Annotated in this window: 15 protein-coding genes; 9 read left to right on the plus strand and 6 right to left on the minus strand. The window is 65.4% G+C overall.

Annotated elements, in window-relative coordinates; translation table 11 throughout:
- Window positions 1-2 precede the first annotated feature (2 nt).
- Window positions 3-2,099: an aminodeoxychorismate synthase component I gene (pabB, locus tag ACLH0K_RS16570; RefSeq protein WP_411374627.1), complete on the plus strand. Its 2,097-nt coding sequence runs from the start codon at window positions 3-5 to the stop codon at window positions 2,097-2,099.
- Between the two features lie 49 nt (window positions 2,100-2,148).
- Here pabB and ACLH0K_RS16575 read toward each other — a convergent pair whose 3' ends face one another.
- Window positions 2,149-2,880: a polysaccharide deacetylase family protein gene (locus ACLH0K_RS16575; protein ID WP_411374628.1), complete on the minus strand. Its 732-nt coding sequence runs from the start codon at window positions 2,878-2,880 to the stop codon at window positions 2,149-2,151.
- 219 nt (window positions 2,881-3,099) lie between these two features.
- Complete coding sequence (locus tag ACLH0K_RS16580; protein WP_411374629.1) at window positions 3,100-4,134, minus strand: LacI family DNA-binding transcriptional regulator; 1,035 nt, start codon at window positions 4,132-4,134, stop codon at window positions 3,100-3,102.
- Window positions 4,135-4,314: 180 nt separating this feature from the next.
- Between ACLH0K_RS16580 and ACLH0K_RS16585 the strand changes: the two genes are divergently transcribed.
- Window positions 4,315-5,481: an endo-1,4-beta-xylanase gene (locus ACLH0K_RS16585; protein ID WP_411374630.1), complete on the plus strand. Its 1,167-nt coding sequence runs from the start codon at window positions 4,315-4,317 to the stop codon at window positions 5,479-5,481.
- A gap of 60 nt (window positions 5,482-5,541) precedes the next feature.
- On the opposite strand, the gene ACLH0K_RS16590 is transcribed toward ACLH0K_RS16585, so the two are convergent.
- Both ACLH0K_RS16590 and ACLH0K_RS16595 read right to left on the minus strand, forming a co-directional pair.
- Window positions 5,542-6,453 carry an aldose-1-epimerase gene (locus ACLH0K_RS16590; RefSeq protein ID WP_411374631.1) on the minus strand — a complete coding sequence of 304 codons (912 nt, stop codon included), beginning with the start codon at window positions 6,451-6,453 and terminating at the stop codon, window positions 5,542-5,544.
- A gap of 27 nt (window positions 6,454-6,480) precedes the next feature.
- Window positions 6,481-7,506, minus strand: a complete 1,026-nt coding sequence (locus ACLH0K_RS16595) for a LacI family DNA-binding transcriptional regulator (protein WP_411374632.1) — start codon at window positions 7,504-7,506, stop codon at window positions 6,481-6,483.
- Window positions 7,507-7,645: 139 nt separating this feature from the next.
- On the opposite strand from ACLH0K_RS16595, the gene ACLH0K_RS16600 reads away from it, so the two are divergent.
- From ACLH0K_RS16600 to ACLH0K_RS16625, 6 genes are all read left to right on the plus strand, one after another.
- A complete protein-coding gene (locus tag ACLH0K_RS16600; protein ID WP_411374633.1) occupies window positions 7,646-8,944 on the plus strand; it encodes an extracellular solute-binding protein in 1,299 nt (432 codons plus the stop codon).
- Between the two features lie 8 nt (window positions 8,945-8,952).
- Window positions 8,953-9,906: a carbohydrate ABC transporter permease gene (locus ACLH0K_RS16605; protein ID WP_411374634.1), complete on the plus strand. Its 954-nt coding sequence runs from the start codon at window positions 8,953-8,955 to the stop codon at window positions 9,904-9,906.
- Window positions 9,907-10,725, plus strand: coding sequence for a carbohydrate ABC transporter permease (locus ACLH0K_RS16610; RefSeq protein ID WP_411374635.1), 819 nt, complete (start codon window positions 9,907-9,909; stop codon window positions 10,723-10,725).
- A gap of 2 nt (window positions 10,726-10,727) precedes the next feature.
- Complete coding sequence (locus ACLH0K_RS16615; RefSeq protein WP_411374636.1) at window positions 10,728-13,091, plus strand: beta-glucosidase family protein; 2,364 nt, start codon at window positions 10,728-10,730, stop codon at window positions 13,089-13,091.
- 97 nt (window positions 13,092-13,188) lie between these two features.
- Window positions 13,189-13,416 (plus strand): hypothetical protein, encoded by a 228-nt coding sequence (locus ACLH0K_RS16620; RefSeq protein WP_411374637.1) that lies wholly within the window; start codon window positions 13,189-13,191, stop codon window positions 13,414-13,416.
- Window positions 13,417-13,545: 129 nt separating this feature from the next.
- The gene (locus tag ACLH0K_RS16625) at window positions 13,546-14,751 is read left to right on the plus strand and encodes a multidrug effflux MFS transporter (protein ID WP_411374638.1); all 1,206 of its coding nucleotides are present in this window, start codon (window positions 13,546-13,548) and stop codon (window positions 14,749-14,751) included.
- 6 nt (window positions 14,752-14,757) lie between these two features.
- Here the strand turns inward: ACLH0K_RS16625 and cls are convergent, their stop codons facing one another.
- Window positions 14,758-16,197, minus strand: a complete 1,440-nt coding sequence (gene cls, locus ACLH0K_RS16630) for a cardiolipin synthase (RefSeq protein ID WP_411376510.1) — start codon at window positions 16,195-16,197, stop codon at window positions 14,758-14,760.
- A gap of 133 nt (window positions 16,198-16,330) precedes the next feature.
- On the opposite strand from cls, the gene ACLH0K_RS16635 reads away from it, so the two are divergent.
- Window positions 16,331-17,257: an aminodeoxychorismate lyase gene (locus ACLH0K_RS16635; protein WP_411374639.1), complete on the plus strand. Its 927-nt coding sequence runs from the start codon at window positions 16,331-16,333 to the stop codon at window positions 17,255-17,257.
- Between the two features lie 53 nt (window positions 17,258-17,310).
- On the opposite strand, the gene opgC is transcribed toward ACLH0K_RS16635, so the two are convergent.
- On the minus strand, window positions 17,311-19,788 hold the full coding sequence (gene opgC / locus ACLH0K_RS16640; protein ID WP_411374640.1) for an OpgC domain-containing protein: 2,478 nt from the start codon (window positions 19,786-19,788) through the stop codon (window positions 17,311-17,313).
- Window positions 19,789-19,794: the final 6 nt, after the last annotated feature.

A 19,794-nucleotide genomic window follows, 5' to 3' on the forward strand; every position in this document is an offset into this window, starting at 1 on the left:
ATATGAGCCCAGCCCCCGTCATTATCGCCATCGACGGGCGCTCCGGCGCAGGGAAGACCACGCTCGCCGTCGAACTGGCCGCCCGGTTGCGCGCCCACCACAAGGTCTCCCTGTTCCACCTCGAGGACATTTACCCCGGCTGGAACGGTTTGGCGGCCGGCGTCGAACGCTATGTTTCCACCGTCCTCACCCCGCTGAGCCGCGGTGAGGCAGCAACCTGGGTCAGCTGGGACTGGGAAAACCATTACGACGGCGGCGCACGGGTCACGCTGCCGGCCGAGATCGTCATCGTGGAAGGAGTGGGGGCAGCCGCCGCCGGGGCCCGCCCCTTTTTGGCCGCGGCCATATGGGCCGATTCGCCGGATGATGTCCGGAAAACCAGGGCCCTCGAGCGCGACGGTGCAACCTATGCACCCTACTGGGACCAATGGGCGGCGCAGGAAGAGGAATGGCTGGCGGCCGACGACGTCCCGCGGCACGCCGAGGTCCGTGTGCTCAATCGCGCGGACGGGTCAGCCGTGGTTGACCTGCTGAACCTGCTTCCGTACCTTCCCGCGCTTGCCCCGGTACTCGCCCCGGAACTCTCGGCCCGCAGGGGACTCCGCCTCAAAGCGGAACGGCTGGACCGGACACCCGATGCCCCGGCCCTGTTCCGGTCACTGTACAGCGGATCGGCCAGCGCCGTCTGGCTGGACTCCTCCAATGCGGCAGCCGCGGCGGCAACGGCCAGCGGGGCAACAGGCAGGGAAGAAGCCGCGACTGCCGCCGAACGCAGCCGGTTCACCATCATGGCGGACAATTCCGGCAGCTTTGGGCAGGAGGTGACACACCGGTCCGGTGAAAGCCTGATCAGCGCCGGCTCGGCAACCGTCCGGGTGGCCGGGCCCTTTTTCCGATTGCTCGATTCGGTCTGGGGCCGCCGGGCCGTCCGCGCCCCTGATGGCTATCCGGGCCAGTTCACGCTGGGCTGGCTGGGCTGCCTGGGGTACGAACTGAAGCGTGAAACAGGCGGTTCTGACGTGCCTGCGCACACCCCGGATGCCGCCCTGATTTTCGCTGGCCGGGCAGTAGTGCTGGACCATCACGACGGCACCACCTGGCTCCTGGCCCTTGAAGCACCCGACGCGGACGGCTGGTTGGCGGCCGCGCGGCGTGCCGTGGACGATGCCTGCGCGGATGCTGCAGGAGAGGTAGCAGCGGAAGTTGGCGGCAGCACCGGCGTCGTGCTTTCACCGGCTCCGGCCTTTTACAGCCGGGACACCGGCACCGCCTACCGGAAGAAGATTGCCGCCTCGCAGCACGAAATTGCAGAGGGCAACACCTACGAAGTCTGCCTCACCACCACCCTGGCGGCCCGGGTTCCCGCCAATACCTTGGATCCCTGGGGCATATACCTGGCGCTGCGCCGCAGGAACCCCGCACCCTTCGCAAGCTTCCTGCGGCTTGGTGCCCTGACGGTGGCGAGCACGTCGCCGGAGCGGTTCCTCAAGATCGCGTCCGACGGCGGCATGCGCGCCGAGCCGATCAAGGGAACGCGCCGGCGGGCTGCTGACCCGGCGGAGGATGAGCGGCTGCGGACGGACCTGGCCACCTCCCTCAAGGACCGGGCGGAGAACATCATGATCGTGGACCTGCTGCGCAATGACCTCAGCCACTTCGCCGTCCCGGGGACCGTCACGGTGAGCAGGCTGTGCGCCATTGAAAGCTATGCCACCGTGCACCAGATGGTCAGCACCATCGACGCCCGCCTCCTGCCCGGATCATCGCGTGCGGAGGCTGTCGCCGCCTGCTTCCCGGCCGGCTCCATGACGGGCGCGCCGAAGATCAGCACCATGGCGATCCTCGACCGGCTGGAGGATGGCCCCCGCGGCGTCTATTCGGGTGCTATCGGCTATTTCTCCCTGAACGGGGCCACCGACCTCGCCGTCGCCATCCGGACCCTGGTAATCAGCGACGAAGGCGACGGTACCGCGGAACTTTCGCTCGGCGTCGGCGGGGCCATCACCGCTGATTCCATTCCTGACGAGGAGTACGAGGAAATCCGGACAAAGGCCTACGGCGTCCTCTCCACGCTGGGATCCGCATTCCCCGAAGACTGAAAGTCCCGAGGCAGCGCCGGCCGGGCCGACGCTGCCCTGCCTGGAAGTGTCAGCCGCGCCGGGCAGGACGGTCGAACTTCCAGCCTTCCGACTTGAGCTCCGGAATGACCTGGTCCACTGCCTCCATTGTTTGGGTCCGGTCGCCGCCGCCATCATGCAGGAGCACCACGACGCCGGGCGTAATGCCTTCGCGGATCCGCCTCATCAGTTCTGCCGTTCCCGGGGGCTCCCAGTCGCTCACGGTCAGCTGCCAGCCGAGCGGCTGCAGGCCGAGTTCGGCGGCCACCTGGGGTGTCTGCCCCCAGCTTCCGTAGGGCGCACGGAAGTAGTCGATCTTTGCATCCGGAACGGCTTCCCGGATGACTGCACTGGTTTCCAGGAGGTCCGCCCTGATGGCGTCGGCGCTCCATGTGCCCATGTTGTCGTGATGCATGGTGTGGTTGCACAGCAGGTGTCCGGCGGCGGCAATCTGCCTCACGATCTCCGGATGCTGCTTCACGTGGTCCCCCCACAAGCAGAAGGTTGCCTTGACATGGTGTTTCTCCAGCACAGCGAGCAGCTTGGGCGTGGTCACCGGGTCCGGCCCGTCATCAAATGTAAGGCTGATGTATTTGCCGTCGTGCCTTGTGGAATCGACGATTGCTGGAGTTGCCGTGTCCGCCTGGGCGGCCGGAGCCCCTGCAAGGCCAGCCGGAACCGAGGCGGCCAGGGCAAGGGCAGCTGCAGCGAGCGGGAGGGTTGCCTGGCGCAGGGAGACTGCGCGTTGGATCGGGAGCTTCATTGCTGTCCTTTCGGATCATCGCGCGCACTGCATCACGGCATCGGGGGTCCGCTGAAGACGCCAGAAGGTTGGCGCTCGGGCGTGAGGCGATGAGGAGCACTGCGAGGATTGCGAGAATTTCCGGTAGTTTCCGGAACGGGCTCAGCGTATGCTCCTGCCGGAAGCGCCGTCAAGGGTTGTTTCGGAAGAAGGGCGCCCTCGGGCTGCCTGTGGAAGGAATCAGCGGCTGCCGGGCGCCGAGGTGCTCTCGCGGACTACCAGGCGGGTGGCGAGTTCCACGCGCGGACTCTCCGGCCCTTCGCCTTGGACCATGCGCAGTACCGTGCGGGCCGCAAGCTTGCCCATCTCGGCCAGCGGCTGGCGCACTGTGGTGAGGGGAGGCGAGGCCCAGCGGGATTCGGGAAGGTCGTCAAAACCTACGACGCTGATGTCCTCCGGCACCCGGAAGCCCTTCTGGCGAACCGCTTCATAAACTCCAAGGGCCATTTGGTCACTTGATGCGAAGACCGCTGAAGGCGGGTCTGCCAGCTCCAGGAGCCCGCAGCCGGCCCGGAAGCCGGACTGGTAGTCGAAGTTCCCCTGAACCACGAGTTCCGGGTCGAATGCAATGCCCGCCGCGTCAAGACCCGCACGGTAGCCGTCCAGCCTCGCCCTGCTGCACCACAGGCCTGGAGTTCCGGCCACGAACCCTATGCGGCGGTGCCCCGTTCCAATCAGGTGCTCGGTGGCGCCCACGGCCCCCGTCCAGTTGGTGGCGCCGATAGTCGGGACGTCGAGGTCGGGCACTCCGGCAGGATCAACAACCACCGCGGGCATCTGGAGGCGCTGCAGTTCGGCGCGGAGGAACGAGTCCAGGTCGGTGGTCACCAGGATAGCGCCGTCGCTGGCCCGGGCGCTGACGTTGTCCAGCCACTGCCTCGTGGATGTGGCCCCGGACTTGCGGTGGATGGCCGAGACAACAGTGGAAGCGCCTGCCTCGTTGGCCGCCTCTTCCACACCACGGATGATTTCCACTGCCCAGGGGCTGTCGAGGTCGTTGAAGACCAGATCGATCAGGCCGGAGCGCGCCCCGGCCCCCGGGCGGGCTCCCCGGCGCTGGTAGCCGTAGTCCCGGAGCAAGGTTTCGACGCGTTCCCTGGTGCGGGGAGCAACATCGCCGCGGCCATTAAGCACCCGGGAGACCGTGGGCACGGATACACCCGCTTCCGCGGCAATGGCCGAAATTGTGACTGCCGGGCGGTGACTCTCCTGCACGCATTCCTCCTGGTCCGCTGCAAGTATAGGCGGCCTGCTGCAACAACTGGCTGAAGTTTTGTCGAAACCCTTGACGGTCTCTCCGGAATGTTCCTAATCTACTACGACCAAGTTCCGGAAAGTTCCGGAACTTGGTCGGGCTTTAGCCCGATTCTTTCGTACCTCAAGGGAGAGCTCTTCATGAAGGTTGCAAAACTCGTCGCCGCCGCTGCCCTGGCGTCGACCTTTGTCCTCCCCACGGCATTGCCGGCCATGGCAGCACAGGAGGACAAGCCGCAGCCCCCCGGGCTGGCCAAGCAGGACACCCTGCGGTGGGCCGCGCCCAAGGACGTCCGCATCGGCACGGCTGTCGCCGGCGGCGGCCACCACGAAACAATGCCCTACGCCAACCCCTTCACTTCTGACGCCCAGTACCGGGAAGTGCTGGCAGCGGAGTTCAGCTCCGTATCCCCTGAGAACCAGGCGAAATGGGAATTCATCCACCCCCAGCGCGACCAGTACCGGTTCGCGGAAATGGACGCCATCGTAGAATTCGCGCAGCAGCATGGACAGGTGGTGCGCGGCCACACGCTGTTCTGGCACAGCCAGAACCCCGCCTGGCTGGAACAGGGCAACTTCAGCAAGGAGGAACTCCGTTCCATCCTGAAGGACCACATCACCACAGTGGTGGGACGGTACGCAGGCAAGATCCAGCAGTGGGATGTGGCCAATGAAATCTTCAACGGCGACGGCACGCTGCGCACCACGGACAACATCTGGATCCGGGAACTCGGGCCGGAAATCATCGCTGACGCTTTCCACTGGGCCCACGAAGCCGACCCCAGCGCCAAGCTCTTCTTCAACGACTACGGCGTGGAAAGCATCAACCCCAAGAGCACCGCCTACGTCAACCTCATTTCGAAGCTCCTGGCACAGGGCGTGAAGGTCGATGGCTTCGCCGTCCAGGGCCACCTGAGCACCCGCTATGGTTTCCCCGGCGACCTGCAGGCAAACCTCCAGCGCTTCGAGGACCTTGGCCTGGAAACGGCCGTCACTGAGATCGACGTCCGCATGGACGTTCCCGCCGGAACCAAGCCCACGGACGAGCAGCTGGCCAAGCAGGCGAGCTACTACCAGCGGGCCCTGGACGCATGCCTGAACATTGAGGGATGCAAGTCCTTCACCATCTGGGGCTTCAACGACAAGTACTCCTGGGTGCCTGTCTTCTTCGGCGGAGAAGGTGAGGCAACGGTGATGTGGGAGGACTACACCCGCAAGCCTTCCTACTACGCGCTGCAGTCGACCCTTGCCGCGGCGAACCCGGGCGGGGAAAAGCGCTACAGCCAGCACCCGGCCTACCAGCGGTAGACGCACGGAAACCTGGAAACAAAGAAACGGCCCGGAACTCCACGTTCCGGGCCGTTTTTCCTACCCCTCCAGCGCGTGGATCCGGTATTCAAGGGCATGCGACTGCCCGGGCTCCAGGACGACCAGGTCCTGGCCCGAATTAAAGGCATCAGGCGGGCAGCTCATGGGCTCCACCGCCAGCCCCTTGCGGTCACGCAACTCGCCCGAGTAGAGCTGCACCCACGGAGCCTGGGTACCCGTTGACCGCACCGCGGCCGCCAGCTTGAGGGCCGGGTTGCGCAGGGTCACGTCCCACTCCCCTTCGGGAAGGGCGGTGAAGGCGTGGTCCAGCGACTGACCGCCAACGCTCCGGATCTCCGAGAAATCAAAGTCCGTCCCCTTGGTATCCATGAGCCCTGCAGGCCGGAGCTGCTCATCCGTCAAAAGCACCTTGCCGGCACGGAAGCCCAGCTCGCAGTTGGAAATGTCCTCGCCGCCCACCGTGATGTAGGGGTGGGAGCCGCAGCCGTAGGGTGCCGCTGCAGTGCCACAGTTGCGTGCCCCAAGTTCCACCCGCAGTCCGGCGTCCTCATCCAGCGCATAGGACACGGAGAGGGCAAGCTGGAAAGGATATCCGGGTTCGCCGTGGAGCACGTGGGTCAGGGTCACGGCGGCCTGTGTACGCTGCTCCACACGCCAGTCGCTCCACAGCGCCAGCCCATGCAGCGCACTTCCGGTGGACGCCTCGTTGACCGGCAGTTCGAAGCGCTGGCCGCCAAAGGCAAAGGCTCCGCCCGCCACCCTGTTTGGCCACGGCATGAGCGTCTTCCCCGCGTAAGCCGGGGGCAGCTGGTCCGCGGTGAAGGGCAGCACCAGGTCGTGGCCCCGGAAGGAGAGGCGCTGCAGCCCCGCTCCAACGGTTGTGACAGCGGCTGCGTAATTCCCCGCTTCAAGGGTGATCAGCTCACCGTTGGGGTTCGAGGTGGATGACATGCGGTTCCTTCCGGACTGGGACAGGCGTCAGCTGGCGCCGGGGCTTGCCGTGCTCTGGCGGATAACGAGGGATGTTGCGAGGTCAAGGCGCGGATTCTGGGGCCGGTCACCTTCCCGAAGGCGCAGGACCATGCGGGCGGCTTCTTCGGCCATTTCGATCAGCGGCTGGTGCACGGTGGTGAGGGCAGGACTGGACCACCGCGCCACCTGGAGGTCGTCGTATCCCACGATGGACAACTGCTGCGGAACGGACAACCCAAGCTGGCGGGCTGCATCCAGCACGCCGAGAGCCTGCAGATCGCTCCCGGCGAAGATGGCGGTGGGCCTGTCCTTCATCTGCAGCAGTTCGAGCGCGTGTCCACGCCCGCCGTCTACATGGAAATTGCCGTAGCGGATCAGGGAGCGGTCAATCGGAATCCCGGCAGTGTTAAGGGCCGAACTGTAGCCGTCGATGCGCGCCAGTGAGCACATCATGTCCTCCGGACCGGAAATTGCGGCAATGCGGCGGTGGCCCAGTTCGATCAGGTGACGGGTGGCCATCATGCCGCCGGCCCAGTTGGCCGAGCCCACTGACGGGACATCGGGGGCGGGGTCACCGGCAGGGTCGATGATCACGAACGGGATGGAGCGCGATTCCAGCTGCTGCCGGTATTCCAAAGGCAGGTCGGAGAAGACCAGGACCACCCCAGCGGGCCGCCGGGCCATCACTCCTTCAACCCAGCCCTCACCCGGCGCTTTCCTGGTGCCGCTCTCCGTAAGGATCACGCTCATGCCGTTCGCCTTGGCCACATTCTCCACCCCGCGGATGATTTCCAGCGCCCAGGCACTCTCGAGTTCTGGGAAGACCAGTTCAAGTAGCGCAGATTTCGACGCGGCATTGCGCCGTTTGTACCCGTGTTCCTCCAAAAGCTCCTCAACTTTCGCCCGGGTTTTTCGGGAAACATCGGAACGGCCGTTGAGGACTTTTGAAATTGTCGATAGCGAGACGCCGGCCTCCTCCGCCAGTTGTGCCAAGGTTACGCGGGCATCGGAAGGAGTAACGGGGCTGGTCATGGAGGACAGCATAGCGAAAGTTTCAGTCAAAAGCTCGCAACATGGCGAAACGGTTGCACCGCAGGAGGAGCCGTCCTAGACTGTGATCCACCAAACAACTTTCGGTCAAAGCATCGAAACTTTCGAGAGGCGTTCAAGGATGAACAAGAACGGATGGGTTACCCGGGGCCTTGCCGGCCTGGGGGCCCTGGCCCTTGGCCTTACTATGGCCGGCTGCTCCGGAGGGTCCGGCTCGGCGAACCGGCCCGAAAATGAAATTCACATTGCCATGTACGGAGATGCCGGCAATACGGTCGAACAGAAGATCATCGACACCTTCAACGCCACATCTGAGGTAAAGGTGGTCCTGGACAAGATTCCGGGCGCCGAATACCAGTCCAAGCTGCAGACCATCATGGATACGCCCACCGCTCCCGATATCTTATTCAACTGGGGCGGCGGCAGCATCAAGAGTTTCGTGGACGCGGACCTGGTGCTGCCCCTGGATGACTTCATCAAGGAAGATCCCCAGCTGAAGGACGCCTTCCTGCCGTCGGTCTTCGACACGGCAGTGATAGACGGAAAGGCATACGGCATCCCCATGCGTGGAACGCAGCCGGTCATGCTCTTCAACAACTCCAAGGTCCTCGCCGAGGCGGGCATCACAGCTCCTCCGGCAACCTGGGAGGAACTGCTCGAGGACGTCAAGATCCTCAAGGACAAGGGCATCACTCCCATCGCCCTGGGCGCCGGTGACCGGTGGCCCACACTGATGTGGTTTGAGTACCTCTACGACCGGGTTGCCGGTGATGGCCTCTTCAAGAAGGCCCTCGAAGGCGACACCAGCGTCTGGGAGTCCGAAGACAGCCGCAAAGCGCTTGGCATGCTGCGGGAGCTTGTTGATGCAGGAGCGTTCGGCACCAACTTCGACTCGGTGAAGTTCACCGACGGCGGGTCCCCCGCCCTGCTGGCGAGCGGCAAGGCCGGCTTTGAACTGATGGGTTCGTGGGAGTACTCCACCCAGCAGAGCAACGACGCGCAGTTCGCCGCGGAGGTCCTCGGTTACAGCGAGTTCCCGAAGATCGAAGGTGGAAAGGGCGACGAGAACAACCTCGTGGGCAACACCAACAACTTCTACTCGATCCACAAGAACACGCGCTACCCGGAAGCCGCGCGCGATTTCCTGAAGCTCATGTACTCCGATCAGTTCGTGCAGGAGCAGGTAGGCATCGGTAACCTCCCCACCACCACGAATACCGAGAAGTTCCTCGACAAGGCGGCGGATCCCGAATACGCCAAGTACCAGTTCAACCTGGTCAAGGAAGCGCCGTCCTTCCAGCTTTCGTGGGACCAGGCGTACCCGCCGGAAGCGACTGTCACCATCCTCACCGCCGTCTCCCAGTTCTTCAGCGGACAGATTGACGAAGACGGCTTCATCAAGGCCATGCAGAGCCTCTAGGAAAAACCATGACCACGACGCTTGCAAACCGCAGGCGCCCGACACGTGCGGGCGGCCCCGAAGAGGGCCGTCCCGTGCACCGGGGCGGCTCCTCCTCGAGCCGTCCCGGCTTTGTCTGGGCCCTTCCTGCCACCATCTTCTTCGGACTCTTCGCGCTGGTCCCGCTGATCGCGGTGGCGGTGCTGTCTTTCACCACGTGGAGAGGCCTCGGCGACCCCAAATTCGTAGGGCTCAAGAACTGGGAATCCCTCTTCCAGGACCCCGTCATGCTCCAGAGCCTCTGGCTCAGCCTGCTGTTTATTGTGCTGGGCATCGTGACCCAGACACCGCTGAGCATCCTGCTGGGCGTCTGGGCAGCCGGCACGCAGAAAAACCGCGCCATCCTGAGCGCCATCTACTTTGTTCCGCTGCTGCTGTCCTCAGCCGCGATTTCCGTCCTGTGGCGTGCCCTTCTTGACCCCAACTTCGGCATTCCGGGGCAGATGTCCTGGCTGTTTGGCGACGGCAATGTCCTGGGCACCCAGACCGGCGCCATCGCGGTGCTGATCTTCGTGGGCATGTGGCAGTTCACGCCGTTCCACACGCTAGTTTACCAGGGTGCAGCCAAGCAGATTCCGCCGGTCCTGTACCAGGCCGCGTCGATTGACGGCGCCGGTACCGTCAGGCAGTTCTTCAGCATCACCCTTCCGCAGCTGAAAAACAGCATCATCACGTCCGTGATCCTGATGGTGGTGGGCGGCCTGACCACGTTTGAAACGGTCCTGATCCTGACCAACGGCGGACCGGGCACCAGTACCACCATCACCGCTTTCCACATGTACCAGGAAGCGTTCCGACGGTTCGACTTCGGTGCCGGCAGCGCCATTGCCCTTGTACTGGTCATCATCTCCACGGCAATTTCATTTGCTGTGGTCCGCGTTTCCGGATACGACAAGATGCGCAGTTCCCTGGAGGGGCTCTAAATGAAAACGCGTCCGAATTACCTCGCCGGCATCGGCGCCTTCATCTGGCTGGCCATCGTCGCTGTTCCGCTGTACGTGATGCTCTCCGCTACCTTCCAGACCCGTGCCGAGTTCGGCGACAACGGGCCGCTGTCCCTGCCGACCAGCTTCACGCTGCAGAACTATGTGGATGCCATCACCAGCGGCTTCGGCCGGTACTTCTTGAACACGGTCATCGTTACGGTTGGCGTTGTTGGCCTGGTCCTGCTCCTTGTACCCCCGCTGAGCTACGCCATCGTCCGGAGCCAGAGCCGCGCTGCCTCGGTCATCTTCCGCGTGTTCCTCCTGGGTCTGGCCATTCCCGCCCAGGCTGTGATCGTTCCGGTGTTCTACCTGATCAATACCGTGGGCCTCTATGACAACCTGCTCGGCGTTATCCTTCCGACGGCGGCCTTCGCCCTTCCGATCTGCACGATCATCCTCAGCGGAACCATGCGGGATATTACTCCCGAGCTGTACGAGGCAATGGCCATGGACGGCGCCACCCCCGCCCGTTCCTTCCTTCGCCTGGTTCTGCCTCTGTCCAAGGGTGGATTGTCCACCATCGCAGTGTTCTCGGCCCTCCAGGCCTGGAACGGGTTCCTCTTCCCGCTGATCCTGACGCAGTCGGAATCCACCCGGGTGGTCACCCTCGGCCTGTTCAACTTCCAGACGCAATTCGGCATCAACATCCCGGGCCTCCTGGCCGCCGTGACCCTCTCCATGGTGCCGGTTCTGCTCGCCTACCTCTTCGCGCGCCGCGCACTAGTCCAGGGCCTCATGGGCGCTGGCGGAAAGTAATCATGACGGAAACAAAAACCCACAGCGCGCCGTGGCGCGACACTGCCGCCACGGCCCAGGAGCGCGCCGACAGCCTCATCGCAGCCATGACGCTCCGGGAGAAGACTGCCCAGCTCTACGGAGTATGGGTAGGTGCCTCCAGCGAGGGCGGCGAGGTTGCCCCGCACCAGAACGAGATGAATCCGCCCGTTGACCTGGACACGATCCTGCCGCACGGCCTCGGCCAGCTCACCAGGCCGTTCGGCACCGCGCCCGTGGACCCGGCCTTGGGCGCGCTGTCACTGCAGCGGACCCAGCAGCGCATCGCCGCGGCGAACCGCTTCGGCATCCCGGCACTCGTCCATGAGGAATGCCTGGCCGGCTTTGCCGCCTGGCAGGCCACCGCCTACCCGGTGCCGCTGGCATGGGGCGCCACATTCAACGCCGAACTCATCCGCACCATGGGCGCCGCAATCGGCGCCGACATGCGGTCCGTCGGTGTGCACCAAGGCCTCGCCCCGGTCCTGGACGTCGTCCGGGACGCCCGGTGGGGCCGGGTGGAGGAGACCATCGGTGAAGACCCTTACCTGATCGGAACCCTCGCCACCGCCTACATCCAGGGCCTCGAAAGCAGCGGCATCGTCGCCACCCTCAAGCACTTCGTCGGCTACTCGGCCTCAAAGGCGGGCCGGAACCTGGCGCCCGTTTCCGTGGGCGCCCGCGAACTGGCTGACGTCCTCCTTCCGCCGTTCGAGATGGCCATCCGGGAATCCGGCGTGCGCTCCGTTATGCATGCCTACACCGACCTGGACGGCGTCCCCACCGCCGCAGACGCATCCCTGCTGACGGATCTCCTGCGCGACACCTGGGGATTCAACGGCACCGTGGTGGCGGACTACTTCGGGGTCGCTTTCCTCAAGAACCTGCACGCCGTGGCCGGATCCTTCGGCGAGGCGGCGGCAGCCGCCCTGGCCGCCGGCGTCGACGTCGAACTTCCCACCGTGCACGCATTCGGCGACCACCTCATCGCAGAAGTCGAAGCCGGCCGCGTCCCTGTCAGCCTCATCGACCGCGCACTGCACCGGGTCCTCGTGCAGAAGATCGACCTGGGCCTGCTGGATGAGGACTGGTCCGCCGTTCCGGCCGTCCTGCAGGATGCCAACCTGCAGGATGCCGCAGGCCTGGAAGGCAGCGTCACGCTGGACACGGAGGCCAACCGGAAGCTGGCGGCACAGATTGCCGAAGAATCCATCGTGCTGGTCAGCAACAACGGCGTCCTGCCTCTCCGCAGCCCCGGCCGGATTGCCGTCGTCGGACCCAACGCGGACAACACCCAGGCATTCCTGGGCTGCTACTCCTTCCCGGCGCACGTCGGTGGGCAACATCCCGATGTCCCGGTCGGCATCGAGCTGCCCACCGTGGCCGAGGCCCTGCGGGCCGAGTTCCCCGGCAGCCCGATCACCGTCACCGAGGGTTGCTCCGTCGACGGCGATTCCACCGAGGGTTTTGACGACGCCGTTGCTGCCGCGGCGGCCGCGGACGTCGTGGTCGCCGTCCTGGGCGACCGTGCCGGCCTCTTTGGCCGGGGTACCAGCGGTGAAGGCTGCGACGTGGAATCCCTGGTGCTGCCGGGCGTCCAGCAGCAGCTGCTGGACCGGCTGATCCAGACCGGCAAACCCGTGGTGCTGGTGCTCCTCACCGGCCGCCCCTACGCCGTGGGCTCCGCGGCGGAAGATGCCGCGGCGATTGTCCAGGCCTTTTTCCCCGGCGAGGAAGGCGGACCGGCCGTGGCGAAGGTCCTCAGCGGCCGGGTCAATCCGGGCGGGCGCCTGCCCGTCAGCATTCCCGCCCGCCCGGGCGCGCAGCCTTCCACGTACCTGGCGTCCCGCCTCGCCCGTGCCAGCAGCGTGTCCAACATTGATCCCGCGGCTGCCTTCCCGTTCGGCCACGGCCTCAGCTACACCACCTTCGAGTGGAGCGGTTTGACCGTTGACGGGCCCGCTTCGGTTCCGGTGGATGGCGAAGCCGCCGCCAGCATCACCGTCACCAACACGGGTGACCGGGCAGGAACGGAACTCGTGCAGCTGTACCTGCACGACGGCGTCGCATCGGTTGTCCGCCCGGAGCAAAAGCTCGTGGGTTATGCCCGTGTCTCCCTGGAGCCCGGAGCCTCAGCCAAGGTGTCCTTCACTGTGCCGGCCGACGTCACCTCGTTCACGGGGCGGGACGGCCGCAGGATCGTCGAACCCGGCGATATCGAGCTCGGCTTCGGCGCCTCCAGCGGTGACATCTGTTTGCGGGCATCAGTAACGCTCACCGGTGAAGCCCGGATTGTGGACCACACCCGGCGGCTGCACTGCGGCGTGACGGTAACACCGGACGCCTGACACGATGGCCGGGGCGTCCCGTTCCGGGCGCCCCGGCCATCCGCAATTTCCCGCCCCGCAACGCATACTCCTGCACCTCCAAGCGAAAGGAAGCGGCATGGGCACCGGCCTTCACCGCCTGACGATCTTTGCAACGACCCGTGCAGAGGCAGAGGAAAAGCTCAACAGCTCGGTCCAGCAGCTCCGTGACGTCGCCATCCAAAATCCGACACGGGGTATTCTCGTGACGAAGAGGGGCGCTGGCCATTTTACGGTTGAACTCAGCGACCAGGTCCCCTACGGGCAGACTTGGGAATCCGTGGCGCACCGGGACTCCGCCAGCTGAACCCGCTCAAGACATGCGGCGGAACCCCATTATCAGTGCCTCCAGACTAGTTAGGTTTGCCGCGTGACGGACACCGCATCATCCCCCGCTCATGGGTCCCCGCCGCCCCGGACAACAAAATATGTCCTCATGCTTGGCGCACTTGCCGCGCTTCCGGCTGTAACCACCGACATCTACCTGCCTTCGCTGCCCGACGTCGCGCGGGACTTTGAAACCAGCCAGGCTGCCGCCCAGCTGACCTTGTCCGGAACCCTCCTCGGCGGAGGGGTGGGCCAGCTGGTTATCGGCCCGTTTTCCGACCGGTTCGGCCGGCGGCTGCCGCTGATCATCGGGATCTCGCTGCACATCGTAATCTCGTTGCTGTGCTCCATCACGCCCAACATCGAAACCCTCACCGGCCTGCGCGTCCTGCAGGGCTTCTTCAACGCGGCGGCAGCGGTTGTGGCCATCGCGGTCATCCGCGACCGTTTCGTGGGTTCCGCAGCCGCCCGCCTGCTGTCCCGCCTGATGCTGGTGATCGGCGTCGCCCCGCTCTTCGCCCCCACGATCGGCCAGGCCATCGCGGGGCTCTGGCACTGGCGGGCCGTCTTTTATGCGCTGGCGCTCATCGGCGTGCTCCTTGTCGCCATCGTGTGGAAATTCATGCCGGAGACGCTGCCCGAGGACAGGCGCAGCCCCGGGCGCCCACGACACGTCGCCGGCGCCTACTGGGCGCTGCTGCGGGACAAACACTTTATGGCGCTGGCCGTCATCCCGGGACTGGGCCTTGCCCTGATCATGAGCTACGTGGTGGGTTCACCCTTCGTATTCCAGGACGAGTACGGCTTCACGGAGCAGCAGTTCGCGCTTGCCTTCGCCCTGAACGGCGCGGCACTTGTCCTCTCGGCGCAGCTCAATGCAGCGCTGGTCCGGAAATTCCCGCCGGTCCGCCTCCTGCGCACCGCCGTCGTCGTCCAGCTGGCACTTGCCGTGCTGCTCCTCGCGGCGGTGGCCACCGGTGCCGGCGGTGCCTTCGGCCTCATGGCGGGACTGTGGCTTGTCCTGGCCGCGCAGGGAATGATTCCGGCCAACGCCTCGGTGCTCGCGCTGCACAACTACGGGCACATGGCCGGAACTGCGGCAGCCGTGATCGGCGCCTTGCAGTCCGGCGTGGCGGGCCTCGTCAGCCCGCTGGTGGGGCTGTTCGGCGGCACGGCTTTCTCGATGGTCAGCGTGATGATCGGCAGCTGCCTCCTGACCGTTGCGGTGCTGGCGGCCGGTACGTCCGCCTACCGCAAGGGCGGCTGGCCGGAGTCCGCTGAGCGCAGCGGCGAGCGCCTGCCTGCCGATGACTAACGGCGCCTATTGCACCGTCGCGGTCAGCCGCGCCACGTTATCCACGTAACGGGCGGCGAGCGGCCGCTTGACCCAGTCGGAAAGCCGCAGCTCGTGGGAGATATCCCGGTAGGTATCCTCCACGGCCCGCATCTTGGCGACAATGTCCTCACCGAGCAGCATCACGGACACTTCCAGGTTGAGGGAGAAGGACCTCATGTCCATGTTGCTGGAACCCAGGACCGCCACCTCGTCGTCGATGGTGAAGTGCTTGGCATGCAGCACGAACGGAGCCTTGTAGAGGTAGATCCTGACCCCGGCTTCGAGGAGCGCCTCGTAGTAAGAACTCTGGGCGTGGTGGACCAGGAACTGGTCACCCTTCTCGGAGACGAACAGCTCCACGTCCACCCCCCGCTGGGCCGCCGTGGTGATGGCGTACAGCAAGGAATCGTCCGGCACGAAGTAGGGGCTGCAGATGGAGATACGGTGCTGGGCCGAATAGATCAACGTATTGAACAGGCGCAGGTTGTTTTCGGTGCTGAACCCCGGGCCGCTGGGCACCACCTGGGCGGTGACGTTGCCCGGATGGTGGTCAGCGGGCAGCTGCAGCTGGTCTTCCAGCGACTCGTCGGTCTCGCTGAGCCAGTCCGTGGCGAACACAACGTTCAGGGTGGTGACAATGGGTCCGCGCAGGCACGCCATCAGCTCGACCCATTCGCGGCCGGCCTTGCGGTGCCGGGGATTGTTGTAGGAGGGCTCGATCAGGTTCTGTGATCCCGTAAAGGCAATTTCGCCGTCCACCACCATGATCTTCCGGTGGTTCCGCAGGTCGGGCCGGCGCCACTGGCCGTGGATCGGCATGAGCGGAAGCATCCGCTTCCACTGGATCTTGCCGGCTTTGAGCCGCTTGAGGAGTTTCCGGTAGCCCTGGACCCGGAGGGTGCCGATGTGGTCGAAGAGCACCCGCACCTCAACACCGCGTTCGGCAGCTTCCTCCAGTGCCGTGAGGAGTTCGTCCGTGATGTGGTCCGTGCTCATGATGTAGAACTCTGCGTTGACGAATCTCTTCGCCTTCCGCACCGCCTCGGTCATGGCCAGGATGGAGTCCGGGTAACCGGGAATGAGGTCCACGGAATTGCCGTCCACCATCGGCAGCGACCCGAGCCTGCGGTTCAGCTCCGCCGCGGACGTCACCCATTCCGGGCCCGGGTAATGGCTTTCGACGTCGGCGAGCGAGGAGATGCCCGCCTTCACCCTGTCATTGACCAGCTGCTGCTGCTCCCGCCGTCGGCGCGAGAGTTGGAAGTTTCCGAACAGCAGGAACAGGATGATGCCCAGGAACGGCACAAAGAAAATGCCCAGCAGCCAAGCCATCGCAGTCGTGGGACGCCGGTTCCCGGGGATGATGCCCACGGCAAGGACCCTGATGACCAGGTCGGCGACGCCCAGCAGCACCACGACCCACATCGGCGCGGTGCCGGCAAGCGAAAAAGGCCACAACACGGAAAAGAAACCCCCGGATAATGAGCTCCCGGCGGGCGGTTCCCGGCCCGGGCACTCCGCCCAGCTTATCCGCGCGGCGCCGCACTAAGCTGGAGCCATGACCTCACCTGCCCCAGTGGTTCTCGTTTTCCTCGACCCCGCGTTCCCGGACGGCCGGCCGGCGGACGCCACCAAGCCGCAGCTGATGGTCACGGACCAGGGTGCCACCCGGGGCGACGGCGTCTTCGAGACCATGCTCGCCGTCGGAGGCCATGTCCGGAAGATGCAGGCGCACCTGGACAGGCTTGGAGGCTCGGCAGAGGCCCTGGACCTGGTCATCCCGGAGCAGGACGAGTGGCGGCGGGCCATCGCCACCGCTCTGAACGGGCACCGCGCCCAGCATCCACCTGCCGGGGCCGAGGACGAACTGGTGGTCAAGCTGGTTGTCACAAGGGGCGTGGAGGGCGCCGCTGCGCCCACCGCCTGGGTGCAGGTGACGCCCGCGGGAGCGGCAGGCCGCCGCCAGCGTGAAACGGGAATCGACGTCATTCTCCTTGACCGGGGGTACGACAGCAACGTGGCCGAGCGTGCCCCCTGGCTACTCCTTGGTGCCAAGACCCTCTCCTACGCCGTCAACATGGCGGCGCTTCGCCACGCCCGGAAGCAGGGCGCCGACGACGTCATATTCTTCTCCTCCGATGGCCGCGTCCTGGAAGGCCCCACGTCCACAGTGCTGCTTGCCCGGCTGGAAAAGTCCGACGACGGCACAACAGTCAAGCGCCTCGTCACCCCGCAACTGGACAGCGGCATCCTGGCGGGCACCTCCCAGGGCGCCCTGTTCAAGGCCGCCGAGGCGGCGGGCTGGCAGCTGGGCTACGGACCGCTGGTGCCCAGTGACCTGCTGGACGCCGACGCCGTCTGGCTCATCTCCAGCGTGCGCCTGCTGGCGCCGGTCAACCGCATCGACGGCAAGGAGATCGGGACACCTTCGCTGCAGAAGGAGCTGACGGCCGAGCTGGCCGCGCTGTTCGCCGGGATCCAGTAGCGCCCACGCCAGCCCGCGCTGACCCTTCTTATGCTTCCCCGTCACCCGTAGGGCTAGGTCGGAATGATCTTAAAGAGGAACCTGGTCCGCACCATCACCCACAGCAACCCCAGCACCACCGCGTAGGCAACGGTGTTGAGCAGCACGTTCTCCTGCTGCAAAGCGGGAATGTTGGCCACGACGGCGATCAAAACCACATGCATGATGAACACATAGAGCGTGGCCCGGCCCAGCGGAATCAGGAACCACCCCAGAAAACGCTGCACGGGCTTCCAGTAGGCCGTGAGGAATGCGTAGGCCGCCACCACCAGCACCAGGACATTGAGGAGCCGGCCGGGCGCCAGGTAGGTCCGGGCGAACAGCATATCGTAGGCGGCGCGGTACAGCGTGTCCGGAATGAGGGCCAGGCGGGCATCGAACCCGTTGGCCAGGTACGGGTTGCCCCACGACAGGAAGGCGAAGAGGAACGCAAGCGCCGCACACGCGGCCACCATCCAAGTCCGCGCCGAGAGCCACGCAACAATCCTGTGCCTGTGATATCCGGCCACAAGGCCAATCACGAACAGCACCTGCCACACGAGCAGCGGGAACGAGTCCTCGAACTGCGAGGGCAGCAGCCGGAAACGGGTGATTGCTCCCAGCGCGTAAACCGCCAGTGTCCCGGCCAGCACCCACCAGGCCTTGCCCCGGTTGAGCGCCCAGAGGATCAGCGGGCTGGCCAGGAGCAGCACCACATACAGTCCCATCACGTTGAACTGCCATGGGCCGAACTGGAGCAGCAGGATGGCGGGAAGGATCTGCGGGGGTACCGGGAACTGGAACAGTGACTCCATGCCGGCATAGAGGTCGTAGGTGCGCCCGGCGCCGTCGTGCCCTGCCCCGCCGGTGCCCTGGTCCACGAAGGTCGTGAGCGCCTCGGACCGGAATATGGGCAGCAGGGACACCAGGAAGACCCCGATTAGGACCACCAGGGCCGTCAGGTAGAGCTTGCCGGCGCGCCTGGAGGTCAGGTCCACTACCGAGCCGAACTCGTCCTTCACCCGCGGCCCGTAGACCATGCCCACCACCAGGCCGGAGAAAAGCACAAACAGTTCGGCACCTGACACAAAACCCACTGCTTCCTGGGTGAGCAGCTGGAACAGGGACGTCATGCCCAGGTGGTTCACCACCACGAACACGATGGCCAGCCCGCGCAGCAGGTCCATACGCGAGTCCCTGTTGGACGGGTCCGTGTACGCCCAGGCTGCTGCGGCGTTGACCCGCCGGGGGATCTGCCACAAAGCCACCAGCAGGATGATGAGTGCTGCCCCCACGGTCCAGGCTGCGGCGCCGGCCAGGGTATTGGCTCGCACGTACCCGCCACCGGCAGTGACTTCGGTGACGGGCCCCGTCACCACGGGCGAGGCCTCGATCCGGTCCAGTGCGGCCTTGGCGATGCTGGGGCTGCCGGTCAGGAGCCAGTCGATGCTTGCTACCCCGGTATCCCTGGTGCTGGTTCTCTCGTCCCACACGATGGCGGCCGTCCTTGCAAAGTCTGTGGACGTAGCCGCCCCCACCACCTGGTCCCACCAGCTGACTTTGATGTCACCCTCGGCCGGACCACCTGAAGCAGGGCTGTAGAAGGCGGCGGTCTGCAGGAGGAACGGCTTGTCCCGCCCAGCGGCGTACGTTGCATAGAAGTTCTCGCCGCCGGACGCCGTCAGCATCTCCTGCAGTTCACCCGCCCGTGGAACAGTGTTGACGGCTGCGCCGCCTGCAGTGTCGTCGTGGTAGGCGGTCAGGCCCACCCAGTCAACGGCATCATCCCCAGGGTAATAGGGTTCGTAGGCACTGTCGGATCTGTCCCAGGCGCCGTCGCCGTTCGTGTCCAGCTGGGCGAAGCCTTCACTTCCGGGGGCCGGGGCGTTCCGGTTCCGATCAAAGGGGTAGTCCTTGCCCAGGTACGGTTCCCACACCAGGATGGTGCTGCCGCCGTCGCGATCCCTGAAAGCGGACGAAATTGCCCTGAAGGCGTCCCTGTACGCGGCGGGCTGCTGGCCCCATTCCACCCAGCTGGAGTTCATGTCCGGCGCAAACCGGACCAGCACCTTCCCCGTGAACCTGGACGTCAGGTTGCGGAGTTCGCCGGCGAACGTCCCGGCAGCCGCGGCATCGATCTGGTCGAGGGGTACCGTGGGCTTCACTGTCAGCATCGCGTGTGCGCCCTGCAGCGACGCCTGCTCCAGGAAGCCCCGGACGTCGTTCTGCTCGGAGGGACGGTACGGAAAAGCGATATCGTGCCCAAAAACTGCAGGCGAAGCGCCCAGGCGTTCAGCAAAACCGGCGGCGGTGTCCTCGCCCCACTCCAGGACCGCACCCAGCAGCGGCTTGCCCTCATCCGTGACAGGTTCAGCCGCCCGCGCTGCCCCGGCCGAAAGGGCAACGGCCAGCAGCGCAATAAACAGGGCGGCAAGGAACGAAGCCAGCGCACGGAGGCGGGGGACCCGGGGCGGACTGGTACGGTGTCGTGGCGCTTCCGCGTGCGTGTTCATAGGGAC

The organism is Arthrobacter sp. MPF02 (assembly GCF_046605375.1).
Classification (GTDB): domain Bacteria; phylum Actinomycetota; class Actinomycetes; order Actinomycetales; family Micrococcaceae; genus Arthrobacter.